At 58.5% G+C, this 18,531-nt stretch carries 14 protein-coding genes and 2 pseudogenes; 8 read left to right on the top strand and 8 right to left on the bottom strand.

Annotated features, from left to right (window positions below; genetic code table 11):
* Positions 1-4 precede the first annotated feature (4 nt).
* On the bottom strand, positions 5-814 hold the full coding sequence (hpnD, locus tag IHE30_RS13230; RefSeq protein WP_337691220.1) for a presqualene diphosphate synthase HpnD: 810 nt from the start codon (positions 812-814) through the stop codon (positions 5-7).
* A gap of 296 nt (positions 815-1,110) precedes the next feature.
* On the opposite strand from hpnD, the gene IHE30_RS13225 reads away from it, so the two are divergent.
* Entirely contained in the window at positions 1,111-1,443 is a 333-nt protein-coding gene (locus tag IHE30_RS13225) for an SMR family transporter (protein WP_337691218.1), read from the top strand.
* A 368-nt stretch (positions 1,444-1,811) separates the two neighbouring features.
* Positions 1,812-2,189 carry a hypothetical protein gene (locus IHE30_RS13220; protein ID WP_337691216.1) on the top strand — a complete coding sequence of 126 codons (378 nt, stop codon included), beginning with the start codon at positions 1,812-1,814 and terminating at the stop codon, positions 2,187-2,189.
* Between the two features lie 293 nt (positions 2,190-2,482).
* Here IHE30_RS13220 and IHE30_RS13215 read toward each other — a convergent pair whose 3' ends face one another.
* From IHE30_RS13215 to IHE30_RS13205, 3 genes are all read right to left on the bottom strand, one after another.
* On the bottom strand, positions 2,483-3,544 hold the full coding sequence (locus IHE30_RS13215; protein WP_337691214.1) for an NAD(P)/FAD-dependent oxidoreductase: 1,062 nt from the start codon (positions 3,542-3,544) through the stop codon (positions 2,483-2,485).
* A gap of 229 nt (positions 3,545-3,773) precedes the next feature.
* On the bottom strand, positions 3,774-4,538 hold the full coding sequence (locus IHE30_RS13210; RefSeq protein WP_337691213.1) for a slipin family protein: 765 nt from the start codon (positions 4,536-4,538) through the stop codon (positions 3,774-3,776).
* Positions 4,538-6,049, bottom strand: coding sequence for an NfeD family protein (locus IHE30_RS13205; RefSeq protein WP_337691212.1), 1,512 nt, complete (start codon positions 6,047-6,049; stop codon positions 4,538-4,540). Before IHE30_RS13205 ends, IHE30_RS13210 begins: the two co-directional genes overlap by 1 nt.
* Before the next feature lie 64 nt (positions 6,050-6,113).
* On the opposite strand from IHE30_RS13205, the gene IHE30_RS13200 reads away from it, so the two are divergent.
* The 4 genes and pseudogenes from IHE30_RS13200 to IHE30_RS13185 all read left to right on the top strand — a co-directional run bounded on the left by IHE30_RS13200 (position 6,114) and on the right by IHE30_RS13185 (position 9,730).
* On the top strand, positions 6,114-6,305 hold the full coding sequence (locus IHE30_RS13200) for a hypothetical protein (RefSeq protein ID WP_337691211.1): 192 nt from the start codon (positions 6,114-6,116) through the stop codon (positions 6,303-6,305).
* A 1,669-nt stretch (positions 6,306-7,974) separates the two neighbouring features.
* Positions 7,975-8,550, top strand: a pseudogene (locus tag IHE30_RS13195) (OB-fold nucleic acid binding domain-containing protein); the annotation flags it as partial.
* 59 nt (positions 8,551-8,609) lie between these two features.
* Positions 8,610-8,843: a hypothetical protein gene (locus IHE30_RS13190; protein WP_337691210.1), complete on the top strand. Its 234-nt coding sequence runs from the start codon at positions 8,610-8,612 to the stop codon at positions 8,841-8,843.
* A 131-nt stretch (positions 8,844-8,974) separates the two neighbouring features.
* The gene (locus IHE30_RS13185) at positions 8,975-9,730 is read left to right on the top strand and encodes a hypothetical protein (RefSeq protein ID WP_337691209.1); all 756 of its coding nucleotides are present in this window, start codon (positions 8,975-8,977) and stop codon (positions 9,728-9,730) included.
* A 94-nt stretch (positions 9,731-9,824) separates the two neighbouring features.
* Here the strand turns inward: IHE30_RS13185 and IHE30_RS13180 are convergent, their stop codons facing one another.
* Positions 9,825-11,423 (bottom strand): hypothetical protein, encoded by a 1,599-nt coding sequence (locus IHE30_RS13180; RefSeq protein ID WP_337691208.1) that lies wholly within the window; start codon positions 11,421-11,423, stop codon positions 9,825-9,827.
* A 360-nt stretch (positions 11,424-11,783) separates the two neighbouring features.
* Positions 11,784-12,716: a hypothetical protein gene (locus IHE30_RS13175; protein WP_337691207.1), complete on the bottom strand. Its 933-nt coding sequence runs from the start codon at positions 12,714-12,716 to the stop codon at positions 11,784-11,786.
* A gap of 109 nt (positions 12,717-12,825) precedes the next feature.
* Between IHE30_RS13175 and IHE30_RS13170 the strand changes: the two genes are divergently transcribed.
* Positions 12,826-13,946, top strand: a protein-coding gene (locus tag IHE30_RS13170) for an IS3 family transposase (RefSeq protein ID WP_337688634.1) whose coding sequence is annotated in 2 segments (ribosomal slippage) — positions 12,826-13,084 and positions 13,084-13,946 — 1,122 coding nt in all. Because the reading frame shifts where the segments join, the coding sequence is not laid out codon by codon here.
* Between the two features lie 211 nt (positions 13,947-14,157).
* On the opposite strand, the gene IHE30_RS13165 is transcribed toward IHE30_RS13170, so the two are convergent.
* Together IHE30_RS13165 and IHE30_RS13160 are read right to left on the bottom strand one after the other, a co-directional pair.
* A complete protein-coding gene (locus IHE30_RS13165) occupies positions 14,158-14,754 on the bottom strand; it encodes a hypothetical protein (protein WP_337691206.1) in 597 nt (198 codons plus the stop codon).
* Between the two features lie 372 nt (positions 14,755-15,126).
* Positions 15,127-16,482: a hypothetical protein gene (locus tag IHE30_RS13160; RefSeq protein WP_337691204.1), complete on the bottom strand. Its 1,356-nt coding sequence runs from the start codon at positions 16,480-16,482 to the stop codon at positions 15,127-15,129.
* Between the two features lie 878 nt (positions 16,483-17,360).
* Between IHE30_RS13160 and IHE30_RS13155 the strand changes: the two are divergent.
* A pseudogene (locus tag IHE30_RS13155) lies at positions 17,361-18,530 on the top strand (error-prone DNA polymerase); the annotation flags it as partial.
* Position 18,531: the final 1 nt, after the last annotated feature.

The following is an 18,531-nucleotide window of genomic DNA, read 5'->3' as shown; positions in this document are numbered from 1 at the left end:
ATGATCAGAACAGCCAGTGTTTGGCAACGGCCAGCATGAGGCGCGCACGCGACACGCGCACGCGCTCACGCGGCGCGGCGAAGCCGCGCCGGACCAACTGCTCGAATAACGCGTGGTAGGCTTGCGCCATGATGCGTGGCGCAATGACTACGCGGCGTGGCTGACGCGCCATGATGGTGGTGGCTTGCGCAAAGTGCGCGCGCGCGTCGGCAACCAGTGGCGCGCATGCGCGATCGAGCGACGCGGCGCGGACCGCGTCAGGCGTGAGGTGCACGATGCCGGCCGCCGCGAGCGTGTCACGCGGCAGGTAGACGCGGCCGATATCGGCATCCTCGTCGATGTCCCGCAGGATGTTGGTCAACTGCAGTGCCCGTCCGAGATGGTGCGCGAGTTGCCGGCCGTCGTCGTCCGGCATCCCGAAAACCCTCACCGATAAGCGACCCACCGCACTGGCGACGCGGTCGCAATACAGGTCCAGCGTATCGCGATCCGGCGCGACGATGGTGTCGGCTACGTCCATCTCCATGCCATCGATCACCGCAATGAAATCGTCTTGCCGCAGCGAGAACTGCTGCACGACGCGCGCAAGCGTGGCCAATTGCGGGCTTGCATTGCCAGCGTACAAGGCGGCGATCGCGGTGCGCCATTGCTCAAGCGCGACCAGCCGGCTCTCGCGTGACGCGCCACTGTCCGCGATATCGTCGACCTGGCGGCAGAACGAATAGATCTCGTACATGCCTTCGCGCTGTGCGCGCGGCAGGATGCGCATCGCGGCATAAAATGAGCTGCCCGACGCGGCCTGCTGGCTGGTCATGGCGTGATGTGCTTCGATGGGTTCGGCGATGCCCACTGGCTCCTCGGTGTGCAATAAAACTGAGGATTGGCTACGCGCAGTCACCATGGTGCGCCCAGGCGCCACGATGGCGACTGCGCGCGCCAAAATATCCGCAAAGGTAGCATAGTTTGCTGCTGCCCGCCCCGTTCGCGCCGGATTTTACCCGGTTCGGCACGGATCGTGCGTCGTTCTGCCGCCCCGGCGACAATGACGCCGGGAGCGCTTCAGCGCGCGCATGCGTATAATCGTGTTCGTTGTCGTAGCGATGTCCCCTTATGCTTGCCTACTTCTATCTCGCGATTGCAATCGTCGCCGAAGTGATCGCCACGTCGGCGCTCAAGGCCTCCGATGGTTTCACGCGGCTGCTGCCATCGGTGATCACCGTGCTCGGCTACGCGGTCGCGTTCTACTGCCTGGCGCTGACGTTGTGTTCGGTGCCGGTTGGCATGGCCTATGCGATCTGGTCAGGAGTCGGCATTGTATTGATTTCGCTGGTTGCTTTCTTCGTCTACGATCAGCGGCTCGATTGGCCGGCGGTGACCGGCATGGGGTTCATCGTCGCCGGCGTGGTGTTGATGAACGGCTTTTCGAAGGCCGCGCCTCACTAGGCATGCTGATCTGTCGTGCGCATTGGCGAGTTAAAAGCCGATGCAGTCAACGATTTTGCAAAAAAATAAGCACTGGCGGGCGGACTTTGTCACGCGCCAGCGCTTATATGCGATAATTGCGGCCCTGTGTGGGGGCACTCCTCGCATTAGTCTCAGGTTCTGGTTAGTTAAGCCCTCGGAATAAGACCAGAGCCCTTCAGCCGGCTTCGTGCCGGCTTTTTTTCGGCTTCGACGCTTTTGGTTGGCTTAAATCGCCTATCACGTCTCGGAGCCGCAGTGTCGATTGCGAAGCAGTTTCCTTTTTAAGGAAGTTAAGGCTTTCGACGTCTCAGATTATGCCGTAAAAGGAAGTTTTTAGGAACAGCCTTATGCGACATCCCTCCTATCCCGTATTTATCCGCCGGTGTTGTTTCACCTTTGCGACAGTGCTCAGCGTGGCCGGATGCTCGAGTGCGACAAACGGCGGACACGGCGCGTCACCGCTCGCGCAGGACAAGCCGTTGATCTACGTGGCTTCGCTGCGCTCTATGCGCGATGTCAGTGCCTGCTTGCGTGAACGCCTGCCGAACGCGCGCGCGTCACGCCGCGGCGAGATGACGGAGTTGAACATCGGGCGGGGTAACTGGGTCATTCTGCTGACGCCGTCGGCGACGGGCGGCACGATTGTCAGGGTTGCGCAGCCGGCCAGCGGCGCGCAGCCGGCGGAGGTGGAAATGCGTTTCCATCTGGCCCGCTGCCTGACATAGCCTACCGTGCATGCCATGCCGCCAGCACGGTCACGGTGTCGAGGCTTGGCAAAGGCAAAGTGAGGTGAACTTACCGTGCTATCCCCGGAGGTAGGGCAGACGATGGCGGTCGCAACAGGCTGGGCGGTTGCAACAGGCTGGGCGGTCGCAACAGACTGGACAGTTGCAACAGACTGGACAGTCGCAACAGACCACGGTGACGGTGTAGCTCGGCTCCCGCATGGCCGGGCTGCCGCGTCAACGCCTATGCACGGCGCGGTGACGGCGCGCTTGGGCCCCGGTGCGCCGAGGCCTTACTCCAACGCGGCCGGTGTGCCGAGGATCTTCTCCGACAATGTGGCGTCGTAGCTGGAGTGGACATGCACGCGCTTGCGTTCCGGATACGCGTAGCCGTATATCTTGCGCAGCGCCAGCGCGGCCTCGTGGAAGCCGGACAGAATCAGCTTCTGCTTGTTCGGATAGATCGCGATGTCACCGACCGCGAACAGGCCCGGGCGCGAGCTTTCGTAGTAGGACGTGTCCACCGCGATGCGTCCCGCGCGAATCTCCATGCCCCACTGGGCGATGGGTCCCAAATCGGCGACCAGTCCATATAGCGCGATGACATGCTCCGCGGGCACGCTCGTTTGCGCGCCGATCTGCGCGATATCCACCGCCTGCAACGCGCCGTGCTCGGTGCGCAATGCCGTGATCGTGCCCGTCATGATATCGAGTTCGCCGGCGTCAGCGGCGCGGCGTAACTGTTCCACGGTCGAGTCCGCTGCACGGAACGCGTTGCGCCGGTGTACCAGCGTCACATGCTCGGCGACGTGGCGCAGCGCGAGCGCCCAATCGAGCGCCGAGTCGCCGCCGCCCGCCACGATCACGCGCCGGCCCGCGAAGTCATCGAGGTTGCGCACCGCGTAGTGCAGATGACGGCCCTCCAGCGAGGCCGCGTCGGGCAGCGCTAGCCGTTGCGGCACGAACGCGCCATTGCCTGCGCTGATCAGGATCGCTGCGGCATCGAACTCCAGTTGCTGCGCCGTGCGAGCGCGCCAGCGGCCGTCTTCGCGTTGTTCGACATGGACCACGCGCTGACTCAGGCGGATCGGCACGTTGAACGGGCGACATTGCTCGGCGAGCCGCTCGACCAGTTCGCGCGCGGTGCAGACCGGAATCGCCGGAATATCAAAAATGGGCTTATCCGGATACAGTTCGGTGCATTGGCCGCCGATCTGCGCAAGCGTGTCGACGACCTCACACGTCAGTCCGATTACGCCGGCCTCGAAGGCGGCGAACAATCCGACCGGCCCAGCACCAATGATCAGGACGTCGGTGCGAATCGGTTCATGGATGGATTCAGTAGTATCAGGCATGTCGCGCTACGTTGCGGGTATGCGCAACGTTCATCGGTGCAGTGAGCATGGGGACACCATACCGGAGCGCGGCGCGGGCGGCAACGATAACACCACATCGCGAGGGGCCGATGCGCGCAGGCGGGCATGGCCGTTACTTAAGCCGTATCATCAGCCAGTCCCTCTGAGCAGTCCCTCTGAAATCGGCCCGGCATGGCACGCGGGCGCTGGCACTACTGCGCCTTATCGGCTAGCCACCGGGCTTGCGCGCGGTGGCGGCCAATGCGTCGACCAAGTCCATCGGGACGGGAAACACAATCGTCGAGGTTTTGTCGCCAGCGACGCTGGTTAGTGTCTGCAGGTAGCGCAATTGCATCGCCTGTGGCTGCTGGGCGAGCATCTGCGCCGCCTGCAGTAGCTTCTCCGATGCCTGCAACTCGCCTTCCGCGTGAATGACCTTGGCGCGGCGTTCGCGCTCGGCCTCGGCTTGCCGCGCGATCGCGCGCACCATCGACTCGTTCAGGTCAACGTGCTTGATCTCGACGTTGGATACCTTGATGCCCCATGCGTCCGTCTGCGCATCGAGCACCTTCTGGATATCATCGTTGAGCTTCTCGCGCTCGGCCAGCAACGCGTCGAGTTCGTGCTTGCCGAGTACCGAGCGCAGCGTAGTCTGTGCCAACTGACTGGTGGCTTCCAGGTAGCGCTCGACCTGGATCACCGCTTTTTCTGGATCGACGACGCGGAAGTACACGACCGCGTTAACCTTCACCGATACGTTATCGTGCGTGATCAGATCCTGTGACGGCACATCCAGCACGACGGTGCGCAGATCGATCCTGACGAGTTGCTGAATGCCGGGAATGATCAACACGAGTCCCGGCCCCTTGACTTGCCAGAAGCGGCCCAGCATGAATATCACGCCGCGTTCATATTCGCGGAATACTCGGATCGATGCGGCAAGGATTGCCACGAGCAGCACGGCGAAGCCGGTGAAGCCGAAAGTCAGACCCATTACGAATGTTCTCCTGGTTCGGGCGGCGCCGCCGCCGGGATGACGCTCAGTGTCAGGCCATGCCGCCCCGTCACGCGTACGGGCGCGCCGCCGGACAGGGCATGATCACTTTGCACGCGCCACTGCTCGCCTTGGACGCGGGCCCAGCCGTTCGACGACTCGCCCGCGTCCGAGGCGCCGTCGCCGGCGTGGGACGGCGCCAACTCGCCCAGCATGACGCCGACGCTGCCGACCAGCGTCTCGGCGCCCGCGACGACCGGACGCCGGCGCGCGCGCAGCGCCATGCTGGCAATCGCGATGAAGCATGTCGCGCTGAGCAACGCGAGCGCGATGATCAACGGCAGCGGGATACCGAAGCCGGGGACCTCGGTGTCGATCAGCATTAATGCGCCGATGCTGAACGCGATGATTCCGCCAAAGCCGAGCGAGCCGAACGCCGGCAGGAATGCTTCGGCAATCAGGAAGGCAATGCCCAGCAGTATCAGAATCAATCCGGCGTAGTTAACCGGCAGCATGTGCAGCGCAAATAAGCCCACCAGCAAGCTGATCGCGCCCGTCACCCCTGGCAGCACGAAACCTGGATTGGCGAACTCGAAGAACAACCCGTACATGCCGATCAGCATCAGAATCAACGCGACGTTCGGGTTGGTGATGACGGCGAGTAGACGGGTGCGCCAGTCGGGTTCGATTCGCACGACAGGGGCATGGGCGGTCTGCAGCGTACGCACCCCGTGCGCGGTAGCGACCTGTCTGCCGTCGAGTTGTGCGAGCAACGCATCTAGGTCGCTGGCTACCACGTCGATCACGTGGCGCGACAGCGCGTCGCTCGCCGGCAGGCTGACCGCGTCGCGTACGGCGTGCTCGGCCCACTCGCCGTTTCGGCCATGCAACTGGGCCAGGCTGCGCAGGTAGGCGGCCGCGTCTTGGATCTGCTTGCGTGTCTCGATGCTGCGCGGGTCGCCCGGCACGCCAATGGATGGCGGCGTGGGCGACGATGTGGGTGCGGTCGCGGCTGTCTCGGCTGTTTCAGCGCTGCTGGCTGTCTCGGCGGCCCGGTTTTGGATCGTATCCGTCGCGGTGCCGCCATCCGGACTTGGCGGCGGTGACTCGCCGCCGATACCGAGTTGGATTGGCGTGGCGGCACCGAGGTTCGTGCCGGGCGCCATCGCGGCGATGTGGCTGGCGTACAAGATATAGGTTCCCGCGCTGGCGGCCCGTGCGCCCGCCGGGGCGACGAATGTCGCCACCGGGACCGGCGAGGCAAGCATTGCCTTGATGATCTGGCGCATCGACGGATCCAGCCCGCCGGGCGTGTCCAACTCGATCACGGCCAACTGGGCGTGCATGCTGGCCGCTCGAGCCAGTCCGCGCTCGATGAAATCGGCGCTCGCGGGACCGATCGCATCGCTGACGGGGATCAGCACAACGGGCGCGGGCGCTGACACGGCACCGGTAGCCAGTGCGGCGAGAATCCACCCGAAACACAACTTGCGGAGCGTGCGCAGCAGCATGACGGAATTCCGAAAATCCCTTTTACTAAGCGTAGGTCGGTTTGCACTGTTTTTCAGCGCCACGATGACCTATCGCGTCAAACTTGGCGGTTGGGCAAAGCCTGGGGGCCGCATCGGCGGCCGGCTGCTAGCTGGCGACGTCGCGCTGCGCGTTGAGTTGGCGTGCTATTCGGTCTTAAAGGCGTTGATTTGCGAAATCCCGAATCACATCTTGTGCTTCGGCTTCCCGAAGCCTGTCCTCGCTCAATGCGGTTGACATCCCGGACGTAAAGATGCCGGCGCGAACGCGCAGCATGCCCGCCCGCCGCCGAATTCTCGGGCGCGAATGCAGGGTCGGCGTTCCGGCCAGCCGCTCCAGCGTCTTTGAATAGGGCAGCGGATGCGGTTTTCCGTGCGCCAACTCGCTACTGACCACGGGCGTGTCGAATCGTGTGGCGTCAGTCTATCCCCAAGCGCAAGAGTCATGACGAGGCAGCGTCGAATAGCATGGGCTATGTTTATTTTGAGCAGTGCTCAATACGCGACATATCGGCATGAGAAGATCGGCAAACCCAATGCCCATCTCGCAGCGCGGCATGCAGTGCCCGTCGCACTGTCCGCGCCAGACGAACGGCGGTATGGCACGACAGACCCTGCGCGATAGCATGATCGAGTCCACCGGCCTCGACCACGATGCCCCATTTGGCCAGGCGCCTGTGATTGGGGCGCGGCCATGGTAAGGCCTGCGGCTCACTGGAGGCTGCGCATAGCGACAGCAGGACAACGCGGCGCCACTAGGCAAATGCGACTTATCTGCTGCATGGCAATAAGGGCGGGCCCCGATCTCGAGCCGAACCATACGATCCCCGCCGCACTGATGCTGAACTGGCTTTCGGTCATAGCAGGCTCAAACCGACGCAGCCACCACCAGGCCGTCCACGCCTGGCCCAGCACGACCACGATGCCGAGGTCAAGGCGCAGGAGAAACGCGGTGACAGTCAGACTCGTGACGGCTAGCCATATTCCTATGCTTTCTCGTTTAGACAGTACGACCGGCGGTACGACGAAGCGTACGTGCGCCGGGTCCATGGCAATGACGTAAAATCCTTGATCCACCACGGTATCTATTGGCCTGCGTCGCTGGAGCGACGCGGGCCATGCACCTCCTCCTTGCTCTGGGCAAAACGCACCCCCTCGCGCCAATAGGCACGATGTGAGGAGAAGCGGAAAAGGCGTTTACGCTGTTAGATTGATAGTCCTAGCGGTTGCGCAGCGCGTCCGCTGAGTTTGTTGCAGCAGTGAAGGATTTCATTCTCTTACGGTGGCTGCGCGGCTCGGTGCGCCATGGCCAAATAGCTCGACACCCGTTTGAAGGCGGCAAGTGACGCATAAAGCGCGCGAAGACGAGGGAAAGGGAGAAGCAGCGTTCGGCGAACACGCAGACGGCGATATTCGGACGGACAAACGCCAAGAAGTGGGCTATCCATGCCTGGCTCCTGTATCACGGTTTTTACCCGCTCCCTCTTGTCACGGAGGGTGGCGGACCGAACGAGGGTGACAAACCGGGATACAGGAACCGGCCCAGCCGAAGCTGGCCCCGCCCGGCCCGCCATAGACGAGACCAGACGTTACGCACAAAAAAGCCGCGAATCGTAAGATGGCGCGGCTTCTGTGCGCCTGTATCTATCGGATTGTCACACCCGGCCGCTGCTGTTTTCAGCGGTGATTCCAGTATAGGCAGTTCATTAAAAAACGGCAACTGGAAATTCCGATTCTGTTGTGGGTTGCCTTCTGCTGGAGCCATTGCATGGATTGGAGAAATCGAACTTGGTATGGCTCGGTCAGTGTCAGGTTGTGCTTGTCTACACGCGCTCTGCCGGGGGCAGGTCAGATCTGGTGGGAATTAGATTGCCAACTTCGCGCCACGGTGAACAGACGGTGATGGTGCAACGCTCACGCGGCGCGATCTGCAGGCGTTGGTCAGCGCCAACGTACTGGCGAGCTTTGCGGGCAATCGCCGCGCGGCGTTGTGGCACGCGCTCGTCGCGGTGCCTGACAGGGATCTGCTCTGTGCGGCTGGCGCTGGCGACGCGACACCGGCATTCGTGCCGCTCACGCAGGGGCAAACGATCGCGCACGACTATCACGCGCTGGGCTGGACGCTTGGGCACCACCCGCTCGCACTGCTGCGCGCGGTTGCTTCGGCGTCGCTTGCTGTCGGCGACGACGCTGCAGGGCTATCGCGACGGGCAGCTGGCGCGCGCGGGCTGGTGACGGTGCGCCAGCGTCCGAGCAGCGCCAACGGCGTGCTGTTTATGACGCTCGAAGACGAAACCAGCCATACAAACGTGATCATTTGGCCATCGCTGTTAGAGCGTCAGCGCAAGGAAGCGCTCGGCGCGTCGCTACTTGCCGTGTATGGCGTCTGGCAACGGCACGGGCAGGTGATTCATTTAGTCGCTCAGCGCCTGGTGGATCTGTCGCATTTACTGGGTTCGCTGACGACAACGAGTCGCAATTTTTTTCGATACGGCACACTGGGTCAGTACACATGGCCGCGCGGCGGCACAGCGGTTAACCAATGTTGAAGGCACGCGACCATGTGCTGTGCGGCAGCAGCGTTGCAGTGACAGCGCGGTTGAGGATTGCCGTGCGCATGGGTAAGGCGCTGGACATCGGCCCACTGAAGGAAAAGACGCGCAGCGTTACTTGTGAGCGTATACACCCACGCGGCGCAGCAGAATTGCGCATCGTTGTGTATGGCTTCGCCTATGAACGTGCCGGAGCGCAAACGCAATCTTATATTGGATTGTAGTCACGTGTCGGTGGGCAATCGCAAGGCCCGAAGGCGGTTCGTGTGTGTGGGGTGCGGATTTGGGTTGGTGAAAAATTGGCTATGTCGCCCCGAATCCAACCACGGAATGGAAAACCAATTTTGGAGCAATCGTGAAACTACCTGGCATCGGTAACATTCATACCATTATTTCGAATAAAACAAAAGATGGATGGAAGGAACTTCAAAAAAATAGTAGTGTTGCAGCCACAAAGGGGCGGAACTTTATTCTTGACAATATGCGACCTTTGAGTGCCAATAGGGATGTCAAGGCGCGTTGGAGTATTTCTGCCAGTCAGAAGCCAGTGAACCGGCCTGTTGTGCCAAAAAATAATAATGTTGACTTTGCTAAGCTTTTAAATAATGTTTGGCTACATAAAACTAGTGGCTCGATGCCCCTGAAGGGCATCAACGATAAACTAAAAAGCTCCTTGAGTGGGACAAAAATAGCCAATAGTTTTTTTCAAAAAACTAGCATTGTCGCTGTATCAGATAAAGATCGCGAAGCTTTGCAGGCGAGAGTAACAAATTTGCTTGGACGGCTCAATGCTGCGCAGAACGCTATTAATATATCGCGCATTAATATCATTGAAAGTGGAAATCTCGGCAATGGTGTAAATCGATTTGAGTTGGATGATAAGTTTAAAAAAGCTTACAGTGAAATTATCTCGTCAATTTATTCTTCGAAAGAGATAATTCATAAAATCGCACAAACAAATAATTACCAAAGAAATAGTTCTTTGCCTAAAACTAGGCCATCTGAAAATCAATATTTTCATTTAAATAGAAGGCTTGATAATGTCGAATTGGATATTCAATCTAAACTAAAAAAATATAAAAATATAATCGACGATTTTTCTGAATCATGATGCTTTTGTACGATACCGTGGATTATTAATAGGCGAGCCGCAGGGTAAGGCTGCATCAGCTTTACCCATTCGCCTTGCTGAGAATGACGTTATTTCATCGCCGACCCAGCCGTGCCTTGATCCAATCGACGATGGGTCGGCGACGGCGTTCGCTATCTGCGTGGCCAGCCGCCTGGCGTTGGCTCGGATCGTCCCACCATGTCAGCGGTGACGGGTCAGGGTCGAGGTTAAGTAGCGGGAAGGGATTCAACTCGGCTCGTTCATCGCGGATGCGAGCCTGTATGGGTAAAAACAGCTGTTCCTGCTTGCCCAACATCTTATTAACAAACCTTAGTTCTAGCCATCGCTCAAGATCTAAGAGAAGTCTTTGTCGCGTCGGCCGCGGAACATCGCGCCCCAAATCGAGAACACGTCCCAGTATTTCGGAAGAATACGTGTGCGCTAAATTATCCTTGTCTGTAATACCCCAAATGATAGCGTCAAACTGGTCTTCATCTAGGCTCGTGCCGCCAGATGTCTTTTCAAAGGTATCGAGTGCCAGCGTCAGCGCAAACTCGGGATTGTTACCCTCAGCCAGTTTGCCGAACGCATCAATCAATCCTGCAACGATCGGCTCCTGATCCGAGGGATCCAACGTGGGTAGGATTTCGTACTTCCATTGTTGTAACCTTCGGCTCTGTTCGCCGGCGCTCAAGCCGATCATCGCTTTGGGCAATCCCGATAAGGCTTCACCTTTGCCGACCGACAATTGGGTGGCCGCGTTCAGCATGGATTCGTAGGTCGCGAGGCGTGTATGTTCAGGCAGCCATCGGATCGCCGTAGCCAGTGTCTTTCGGGGGCTAGATTGTAGACCCACCGGAAGTGCTTCGACATAATCAAGCAAGCGCCGATACCGCTCCAGCACCAAGTTTCGATCCAGACAATGAAGCATAAATAACTGGTCGGCAAGTCGTGTGCTTAATGCTGCTCGGCCGATGTCATCCAGCCGCGCCATTTCGTTTAGCAGCCGATCAAATCGCGTCGTCAACTCAGGCCTTGGATTATAGGGCCTGCCATGCAGGGCTCCCCAAGTCGGTTCCCCAGTCCAATGAGAGGAGTCCAGTTGCAGCGCCAGGAATGGCAGTATCTCGCGCCGCTTAATTAAAGGACTCGCAACCGTGCGGTTGAAAATTTCATCGAACACTGCGATCATCGACTCGGCCGGCACAACATGATATGAGCCTAGCCCATCGTGGCTCAGTACATAATAGTCAGAGCCAAAATGATCAATCATCTTGTCCTGCAGCGCCTTACTGTTCGGGATTTTTATCACCTCAGCAAAGATGTGAGCAAATGCTTCTGTCTGACCGCGAGGAAATCGATTGATTCCGGACATGGCCAGCTTGTCCAGGGTTTGCAATAATGCGTACGGGTCCGCAACATCCCTGCGCAACCCGTCCAAAAGCTCACGCAATGCTTCTATGCAGACCTCCCTTTCGATGTCCTTCTTACACAACGTCTTTAAGAATGCCTGAACGCGCTCCATAGGCGCGATGCCAGCATAACTGGCTGGCGCTTGCCGTTGAGCCGTACTAGGCTCCCCGACGCTTAAGGAACCGCTTGGGGGAGAGTTAGGACCGCTCTTGTGCGAGTCGATGGACGCATAGATGGCGGCGTTGTGTGGGTTCGGCGGTGGCGTAGTATTGAAATCCATGCTGGGCGTATAGAAAATGAAAGAAAGCGTAAGGTCGCAATCCCACTCGGGCAGGGGCGAGTAGGAGTGCGCCGACTATATAACGCATGGGTGACCGGTTTTCCGAACCATTGCTGATTAGGCATGCACAAAGTCGTTTTCAATGGCTTTGTTGCATCAATACAATAGGATAGAATCGTGGGCCGCCAAGGTCCGGTAGGCGCGACTGTGGTGAGTCAAAGACGGCTTGCCCGCTGGCTGTTGTCACGGTATCGAAGCCTTGTGCTAATCGCTAGGCGTGAAAGCAAAGATGAAGGCTTAACAGGACTGCGTCAACCTCGCGTACGTTCGCCCTCTCAAAGGTGATCGGCTGTCGCTATATTATCGTCGGCGCAGCCGTGTCTTGATCCAATCGACGATTGGCCGGCGACGACGTTCGTTATCTGCGTGGCCAGCCGCCTGGCGTTGGCTCGAATCTTCCCACCATGTCAGCGGTGACGGGTCAGGGTCGATGTTAAGCAGCGGGAAGGGATTCAATTCGGCTCGTTCATGGCGGATGCGAGTCTGTATGGGTAAAAACAACTGTTCCTGCTTGCCCAACATCTTATTAACAAACCTTAAGTCTAGCCATCGCTCAAGGTCTAGGAGAAGTCTTTGTCGTGTCGGCCGCGGAACATCGCGACCTAAATCGAGGACACGTTCCAGTATCTCGGGAGAATACGTGTGTGCTAAATTGTCCTTGTCTGTAATGCCCAAAATGACAGCTTCGAACCGGTCTTCATCCAGGCTTATGCCGCCAGATGTCTTATCAAAGGTATCGAGCGCCAGTGTCAGCGCAAACTCGGGACTGTTACCCTCGGCCAATTTGCCGAACGCAGCGAGCAGCCCTGCAACGATCGGCTCCTGATCTGAGCGATCCAACGTAGGTAGGATTTCGTACTTCCATTGTTGCAGCCTTCGGCTCTGTTCGCCGGCGCTCAAACCGATCATCGCTTCGGGCAATCCCGATAAAGCTTCGCCTTTGCCGACCGGCAATCGAGTGGCCGCGCTCAGCATGGAGTCGTAGGTCGTGCAGCGCGTGTGCTCAGGCAGCCATCGGATCGCCGTAGCCAGTGTCTTTCGAGGTCTAGATTGTAGAGCCACCGGAAGCGCTTCGACGTAATCAAGCAAGCGCTGATGTCGCTCCAGCACCAAGTTTCGATCCAAACAATGAAGCATAAATAGCTGGTCAGCAAGTTGCGTGCTTAATGCCTCTCGGCCGATGTCATCTAACCGCGCCATTTCGTTCAGCAGCCAATCAAATCGCGTCGCCAACTCAGGCCTTGGATTATAGGGTCTGCCATGAAGGGCGCCCCTGACCTGCCCCCGGCAAACAGGGCCGGCCGGAGTTTAGTAAAGTTCGTTTTCGGAGAAGAAGACGAACATGAAGAAGCGCTTTACGGAAGAACAGATCATCGGTTTTCTGAAGGAAGCCGAGGCCGGCAGGCCGGTCAAAGAGTTGTGCAGGCAATACGGGTTCAGTGACGCGTCGTTCTACACGTGGCGCGCGAAGTTTGGCGGCATGCAGGTGTCAGAAGCGCGCCGGCTCAAGGAGCTGGAAACCGAGAACGCGCGGCTGAAGAAGCTGCTGGCCGAGGCGATGCTCGATATGCAAGCGTTAAAGGTTGTCGTCAAGGGAAAGCCCTGAGCCCGCAAGCCAAGCGCGAAGCAGTCGCGGCGATTCGCAAGAAGGTGAATATCTCCGAGCGCCGCGCCTGCCGGCTTGTCGGGCTTTCTCGCAGCGTGTTGCATTACGAAGCGAAGCTGGACCACGAGAATGATGTGTTGAGGGCTCGCCTGGTGGAACTGGCGCACGAGCGTCGGCGGTTCGGTTATCGGCGATTACACGCGATGATGGAGCGCGAGGGTATCCAGGCGAACCATAAGCGCGTGCATCGCCTTTATCGTGAAGCGGGGCTTGCCGTACGGCGCCGTCGACGGCGCCACGGCGTCATGATTGAGCGCGAGCAGTTGGCGTTGCCAAGCGGACCAAACCAGGTGTGGTCAATCGATTTTGTGATGGACGCGCTGTCCAATGGGCGGCGTCTGAAGTGCCTGACCATCGTGGACGATTTCACCAAAGAGGCCGTGGATATCGTGGTGGACTACGGCATGTGCGGCTTGTATGTCGCGCGAGTGTTGGAGCGCGCCGCGCGTTTCCGAGGCTATCCAAAAGCACTGCGAACGGACCAGGGACCGGAATTTACGGGCCGGGCGCTTGATCAATGGGCGTATGCTAACGGGGTGAGCTTAAAATTGATTCAGCCGGGCAAGCCGACGCAGAATGCTTACATCGAATCGTTCAACGGCAAGTTCCGCGATGAATGCCTTAACGAACACTGGTTCACGAGTCTCGCGCACGCTCGCGCGCTTATTGCCGCGTGGCGCCAGGACTACAACGAGCAACGGCCGCACAGCGCACTGAATTACCTTTCGCCCGCACAGTTTGCGGCGAAATATCGGGCAACAGCGGATGCTCCTGCCGCTTTCCAGGAGCTGGTTTAAAAGGACTTTGCTAGAAGCCGGCTGGCCCTAACCAAGGGGGCAGGTCAGCAGCCCGCAAACCCGTATTTCGCCTGAGGATTTTTTAGCTTTGCGGAACAAAATCTAGGGTATCCGCTGGGCTTCCCAATCAGCACTTCCACGGAGATATGCACCCGTGTTGCAAGGTAAGCCATGCAGCTTGCCTTGAGTGGCTGCCAGAGCTGCTCGATCATCACACTTGTGCCGAGGTGGAAGCTTCGTTGCTCGGTTGCTTGCCGGCTTCGCTAATGGGCCTATAGGTGACGACAAAAGGCTTATAGTACACGTCTTTTTTAGGATAATTAATTATAAATATTCCATTGAACGGCGTCAGCTGGCTCAAATCAAGCTCTTCCCACCCGGCAGCGTTGCCAATTTCAAGGCATTGATTTTTGTTACTGGCGGCTTTATTGTCACCCGTGGTAAGCATCACGTGAAAGGGCTCAGTTTCTCCGCGTCCGAAAAATTCGAGGATATGCCCGGGTGGCACGCTTTCTAATTCATTGGCATTGTGTATCCGTTTATCGATCGGTGTGACCAAATCTGTCTTACCATTTATCAATTTATATTGATCTTTAGAGATGGCCCCTGCTTTAAACGCACAGTCCTTGACCGCATCCCAGCATATGTTGCCTTTACTTATCAAGTCTTCATTTTCTTTTTTATGCAGTGGATCACCATTCGAATCGCGTTCCGCGGAACGCCTGGCATAGTCCGCTGCCAGATTGCAGTAGTACTCGCTGCGCTGTTCTGGAGTCAAGTTGGAGAGATTCGGTCCAAAATTCGGCAAACAACTCGTTATGCACTGTGCATCCCAGAAAGCATTGACTGACCGATCGATTGTCCCTGGGTCTGTTCCGCTGAGACAGACCCATTGCTCTCAGTGCTTGAGCTTCTGCTTAGACAGCACAGCCCCGAGAGTGCCGAGGGCGTAGAGCGAGGGTTGCCCTGCAAGGGAGCCGTTGAGCGCTGTGAAATGCTGGGTGGCGCAGATGACGTACTGGCGCCTACATTAATGGAAGAAAGAGGTATTCGGTGGTCCATGGCGAGTCCTACTTAGGGTGGCGGTTCACCACTCGAATGTAGGCGGTGAACTGCCATCACCTTGTCCGACTCGCGAAGGATCCCCCGGATAAACGAAGCATGCGGGCTCAGCCGCAGGTTAATGTGGCCAACTTCTGAACCAAGGCACACTGTCCTGGAATCGCGCCCGGGCCGACTCGGAGAACTGGTTGGCTTCCATCAAGCGGGTGATCTCAACCCTCGCTATATTCCATTGACGATCGTCTAAGTTATGTAGCGATCCCGCGCCCCGAAGTCTGCTAAGCGCATCCCATAAGGCGGCTTCGCCCATGCCATTCAGTAGGCTTAATCCCTGCTGCCAGACCCACTTTACCAGTGCATCGTCTAGTCTGTGAGTATACATGAGTAGGCCGAGTGCGACCTGCGCGCGCTGCGCTGGCAGTACGCGCAGCAATGCTGGCTCCAGTAACTGGAGTTCGTGTGCGTGCTGCTCGCGCGGTAAATCCGTCAACCCCTCTGGAAGATAGCTTAGCGCAACGCCCAACTGCTCGTTAGGCAGCGACAGTGCCACATCACGCAGCTGCGTGTACTGTGCGAGCCGCTCCGCTTTCGGCAAAACCCATATGGCACTGGCTAGCATGCCAACCGATGCGCCTTGATGAGAGGGCGGCAGCTGCAACGCGTGTCCGCGTAACACCGCATACAGCCTAGGGCGGCGGTCGTCGCTTGCACGAAAGCGAATCATTTGCCGACACAATACCGGGATCAGCTCCGCTTGCTCGGACACCCTCAAGGACGCAAGCCGAGCCACAAGCGCCTGATAACGCTCGACAAACTCAGCTGAGCCAAACAACAAGAATCCCAAACTGTCAGCGAGTTCCATCCAGACATTCTCCTCCTCGGGCGCACGCCGCTGCGCCATCGCGTAAGCGAAGTCGAATAATTCATCCCGATGGCTCCAATGGAATTTGTGCAATGAGTGCAACAACAGCGCTTTTTGTATCTGCACGCCATCCTTCGGAATACGCTGCGCCGCCGCGTACATGCGCTTAAAGGCTTCGCCCTGCTCGCGATACGGCAACGCTTCCAACCGCTGGCGCAGCGCCTCAATCGGCTCGACGTGCTGCGCCGGATCGGCGAGCGTGCCGTCCATCTCCTTGAGCAGCTGGTTGACTGACGCGAGACTGACGGCTTGGTGGGCTCGTTGCCAGTAACGGTAGACTAAGCGCCGACTTTGCATCGCATGGTACGTGCGACGATCGACTGCTGAAAGGTTTCCTACGTCTTGGACGGGCACGTAGTCACCGATCCGTTCAATTAGTTCGTGCGGCAGGTCATGATATGTCGTGGGTCGGCTGGCCGACGGGCTCGCCAGCCCACCGCTTGCTGGTTTCAGTATCGGCGGGGGCGCCGACGCAGCAGACTGCGGGCACGGCTCCAACGCACACATGTAGGCTTGGTAGTCGTTCAAAGCGGCATTCAGATCAAAGTCCATCTGTAAGCTCGGCAATTGATAAAAAGAAATGGCCAATATGAAGTGAGGCCGCGCGGCAGCATGGCAGGTTAGCTAAAAGCGGGAAGCTGAGCACAGCGATGGACTGCAAATGCCCTGTTCTTGGCGGATAGTGCAATGCCATATGCGGCAGCTATTACATCGTCTGTTGGCAACGCACACTGCTGAAGAAGCTCGTGTGAAGCTGGCAATGGTCACCAGCACGCAGCCGAAACAACGTGCGGATCGAATAAGTGATGGTGCAGGTTGAGTTACATTCCACCATCCCGGGCCGCACCGTACACACGTAGCTTGGAGCGCGCGAAGCTTGTCCATTTCGCACGGCTCGTCGGTAAAGATAGAGAAATTTATTACACAATCTTTACATAAAGGCCGCATGAAAGCGGGTACCCGTGGACACACCTGTGCAAGTAGCAAGCCCTTTCCAATAGATCGCGTTGCGATATCATTAGTAAAATAAAAAAAGATAAAGAGAATCGTTCCGCTCTAGATCCCAGATGAAAGAGCTTACAAAGTTATGCTTCTCTGCGATGCCGCGGACCGTGAGTAGAGAAGTCGGCTTGGCAGGGCTGCTTCAAACTCGCATGCCTTCGCTTTCTCAAAGATGATTGGCTGTTGTGATGTTATTGACGCCCCATTCGCGCCCTTATATGCGCCGCGGCGGCGTGCTGGCGCTTGCACCGCAGGTGCGCGTGCACGAGCGTGATCGCCTACGCGAAGCGGCGCTACAGCACAGCGTCGGGATGGCGATGCTGCGCTTTACCCCTCATGTCGTGGTGACCGACGAGGCGTGCGTGCTGCTGGACGTGAGCGCAAGCCTGCGGCTTTTTCGGGGTATCCGGGCACTGCGCCGCGATGCGCGCGCGCATTTGGAAGCGAAAAAGGTGGGGCTGCCGCTGATCGTAGGCGCGCAGTTTCGCTTAGCCCAAGGCCAGGCTACCCCTGCCATGGCCCTGAGCGCACTGGCTATGAATCGCGACGGCTATGGCAATCTGTGCGAGTTCATCACGCTTGGCCGCCTGCGCGGCGACAAAGGCACGTATCGGTTGTCCTGCGATGACCTCGCCCACGCTGACGCAGCTGATCGGCATGGGTGCGCGTTGCCGCATTGTCTGGTGATTCTCCACCCGGACTATCCGGCGCACGAAGCGCAGCTGGCCGCGCAGCTGACGTGGGCCGCGCCACGCTTTGGCTCACGCGTGGCCGTCGCGCTCACGTTGCACGCGCAGGCGATGGATGATCTGCACCGCGGTGTCGTGCAACGCGTGGCGGCCCGACATGGTGTGCGGGTGGTGGCCACTGGGGCGGTGCGCATGCACGTGCGCTCGCGCAAGCCGCTGCAAGATGTGGTCACCGCAATCCGGCTGGGTCAGAGCGTGTCGGCATGTGGCTACCATTTGGCGCCCAATGCGCAGCAGCACTTGCGTGCACGACTGCGGCTGGCCAATGTGTACCCGCGCGACACGCTGGAGGCCACCGTTCATCTGGCCCGCCAATGCACCTTTTCGTTGGATGAACTGCGCTATGAATACCCAGAAGAACTTGTTCCCAACGGTCATTCGGCAACAACGTATTTGCGTGAGCAGGCCTATTTAGGCGCGCATCGGCGCTTTCCAAACGGAATACCGATGGTGGTACAGCAGCAGCTTGAGCACGAACTGGCGCTGATTGCGACGTTGCGCTACGAGCCGTACTTTTTAACCGTGTACGACATCGTGCACTTTGCGCGCAGCCAAGATATGCTTTGTCAAGGCCGGGGCTCGGCGGCCAATTTCGCCGTGTGCGACTGCCTCGGGATCACAGAAGTGGATCCGGCGCGCTCGAATCTGCTCTTTGAGCGCTTCGTGAGTTGCGAGCGCAATGAGCCGCCGGACATCGACATCGACTTTGAGCACCAACGTCGCGAAGAAGTCATTCAGTACCTGTATCGCAAGTATGGGCACGAGCAAGCGGCGCTCACGGCGGCGGTGACCACCTATCAGCCGCGCAGCGCGCTACGCGACGCGGGCAAAGCGCTGGGCATCGATCCTC

This window comes from Mycetohabitans sp. B46, assembly GCF_037389205.1.
Lineage (GTDB): Bacteria > Pseudomonadota > Gammaproteobacteria > Burkholderiales > Burkholderiaceae > Mycetohabitans.
The sequence above is the reverse complement of the archived record's forward strand: the minus strand, read 5'-3'. Positions and strand labels throughout refer to the sequence as shown.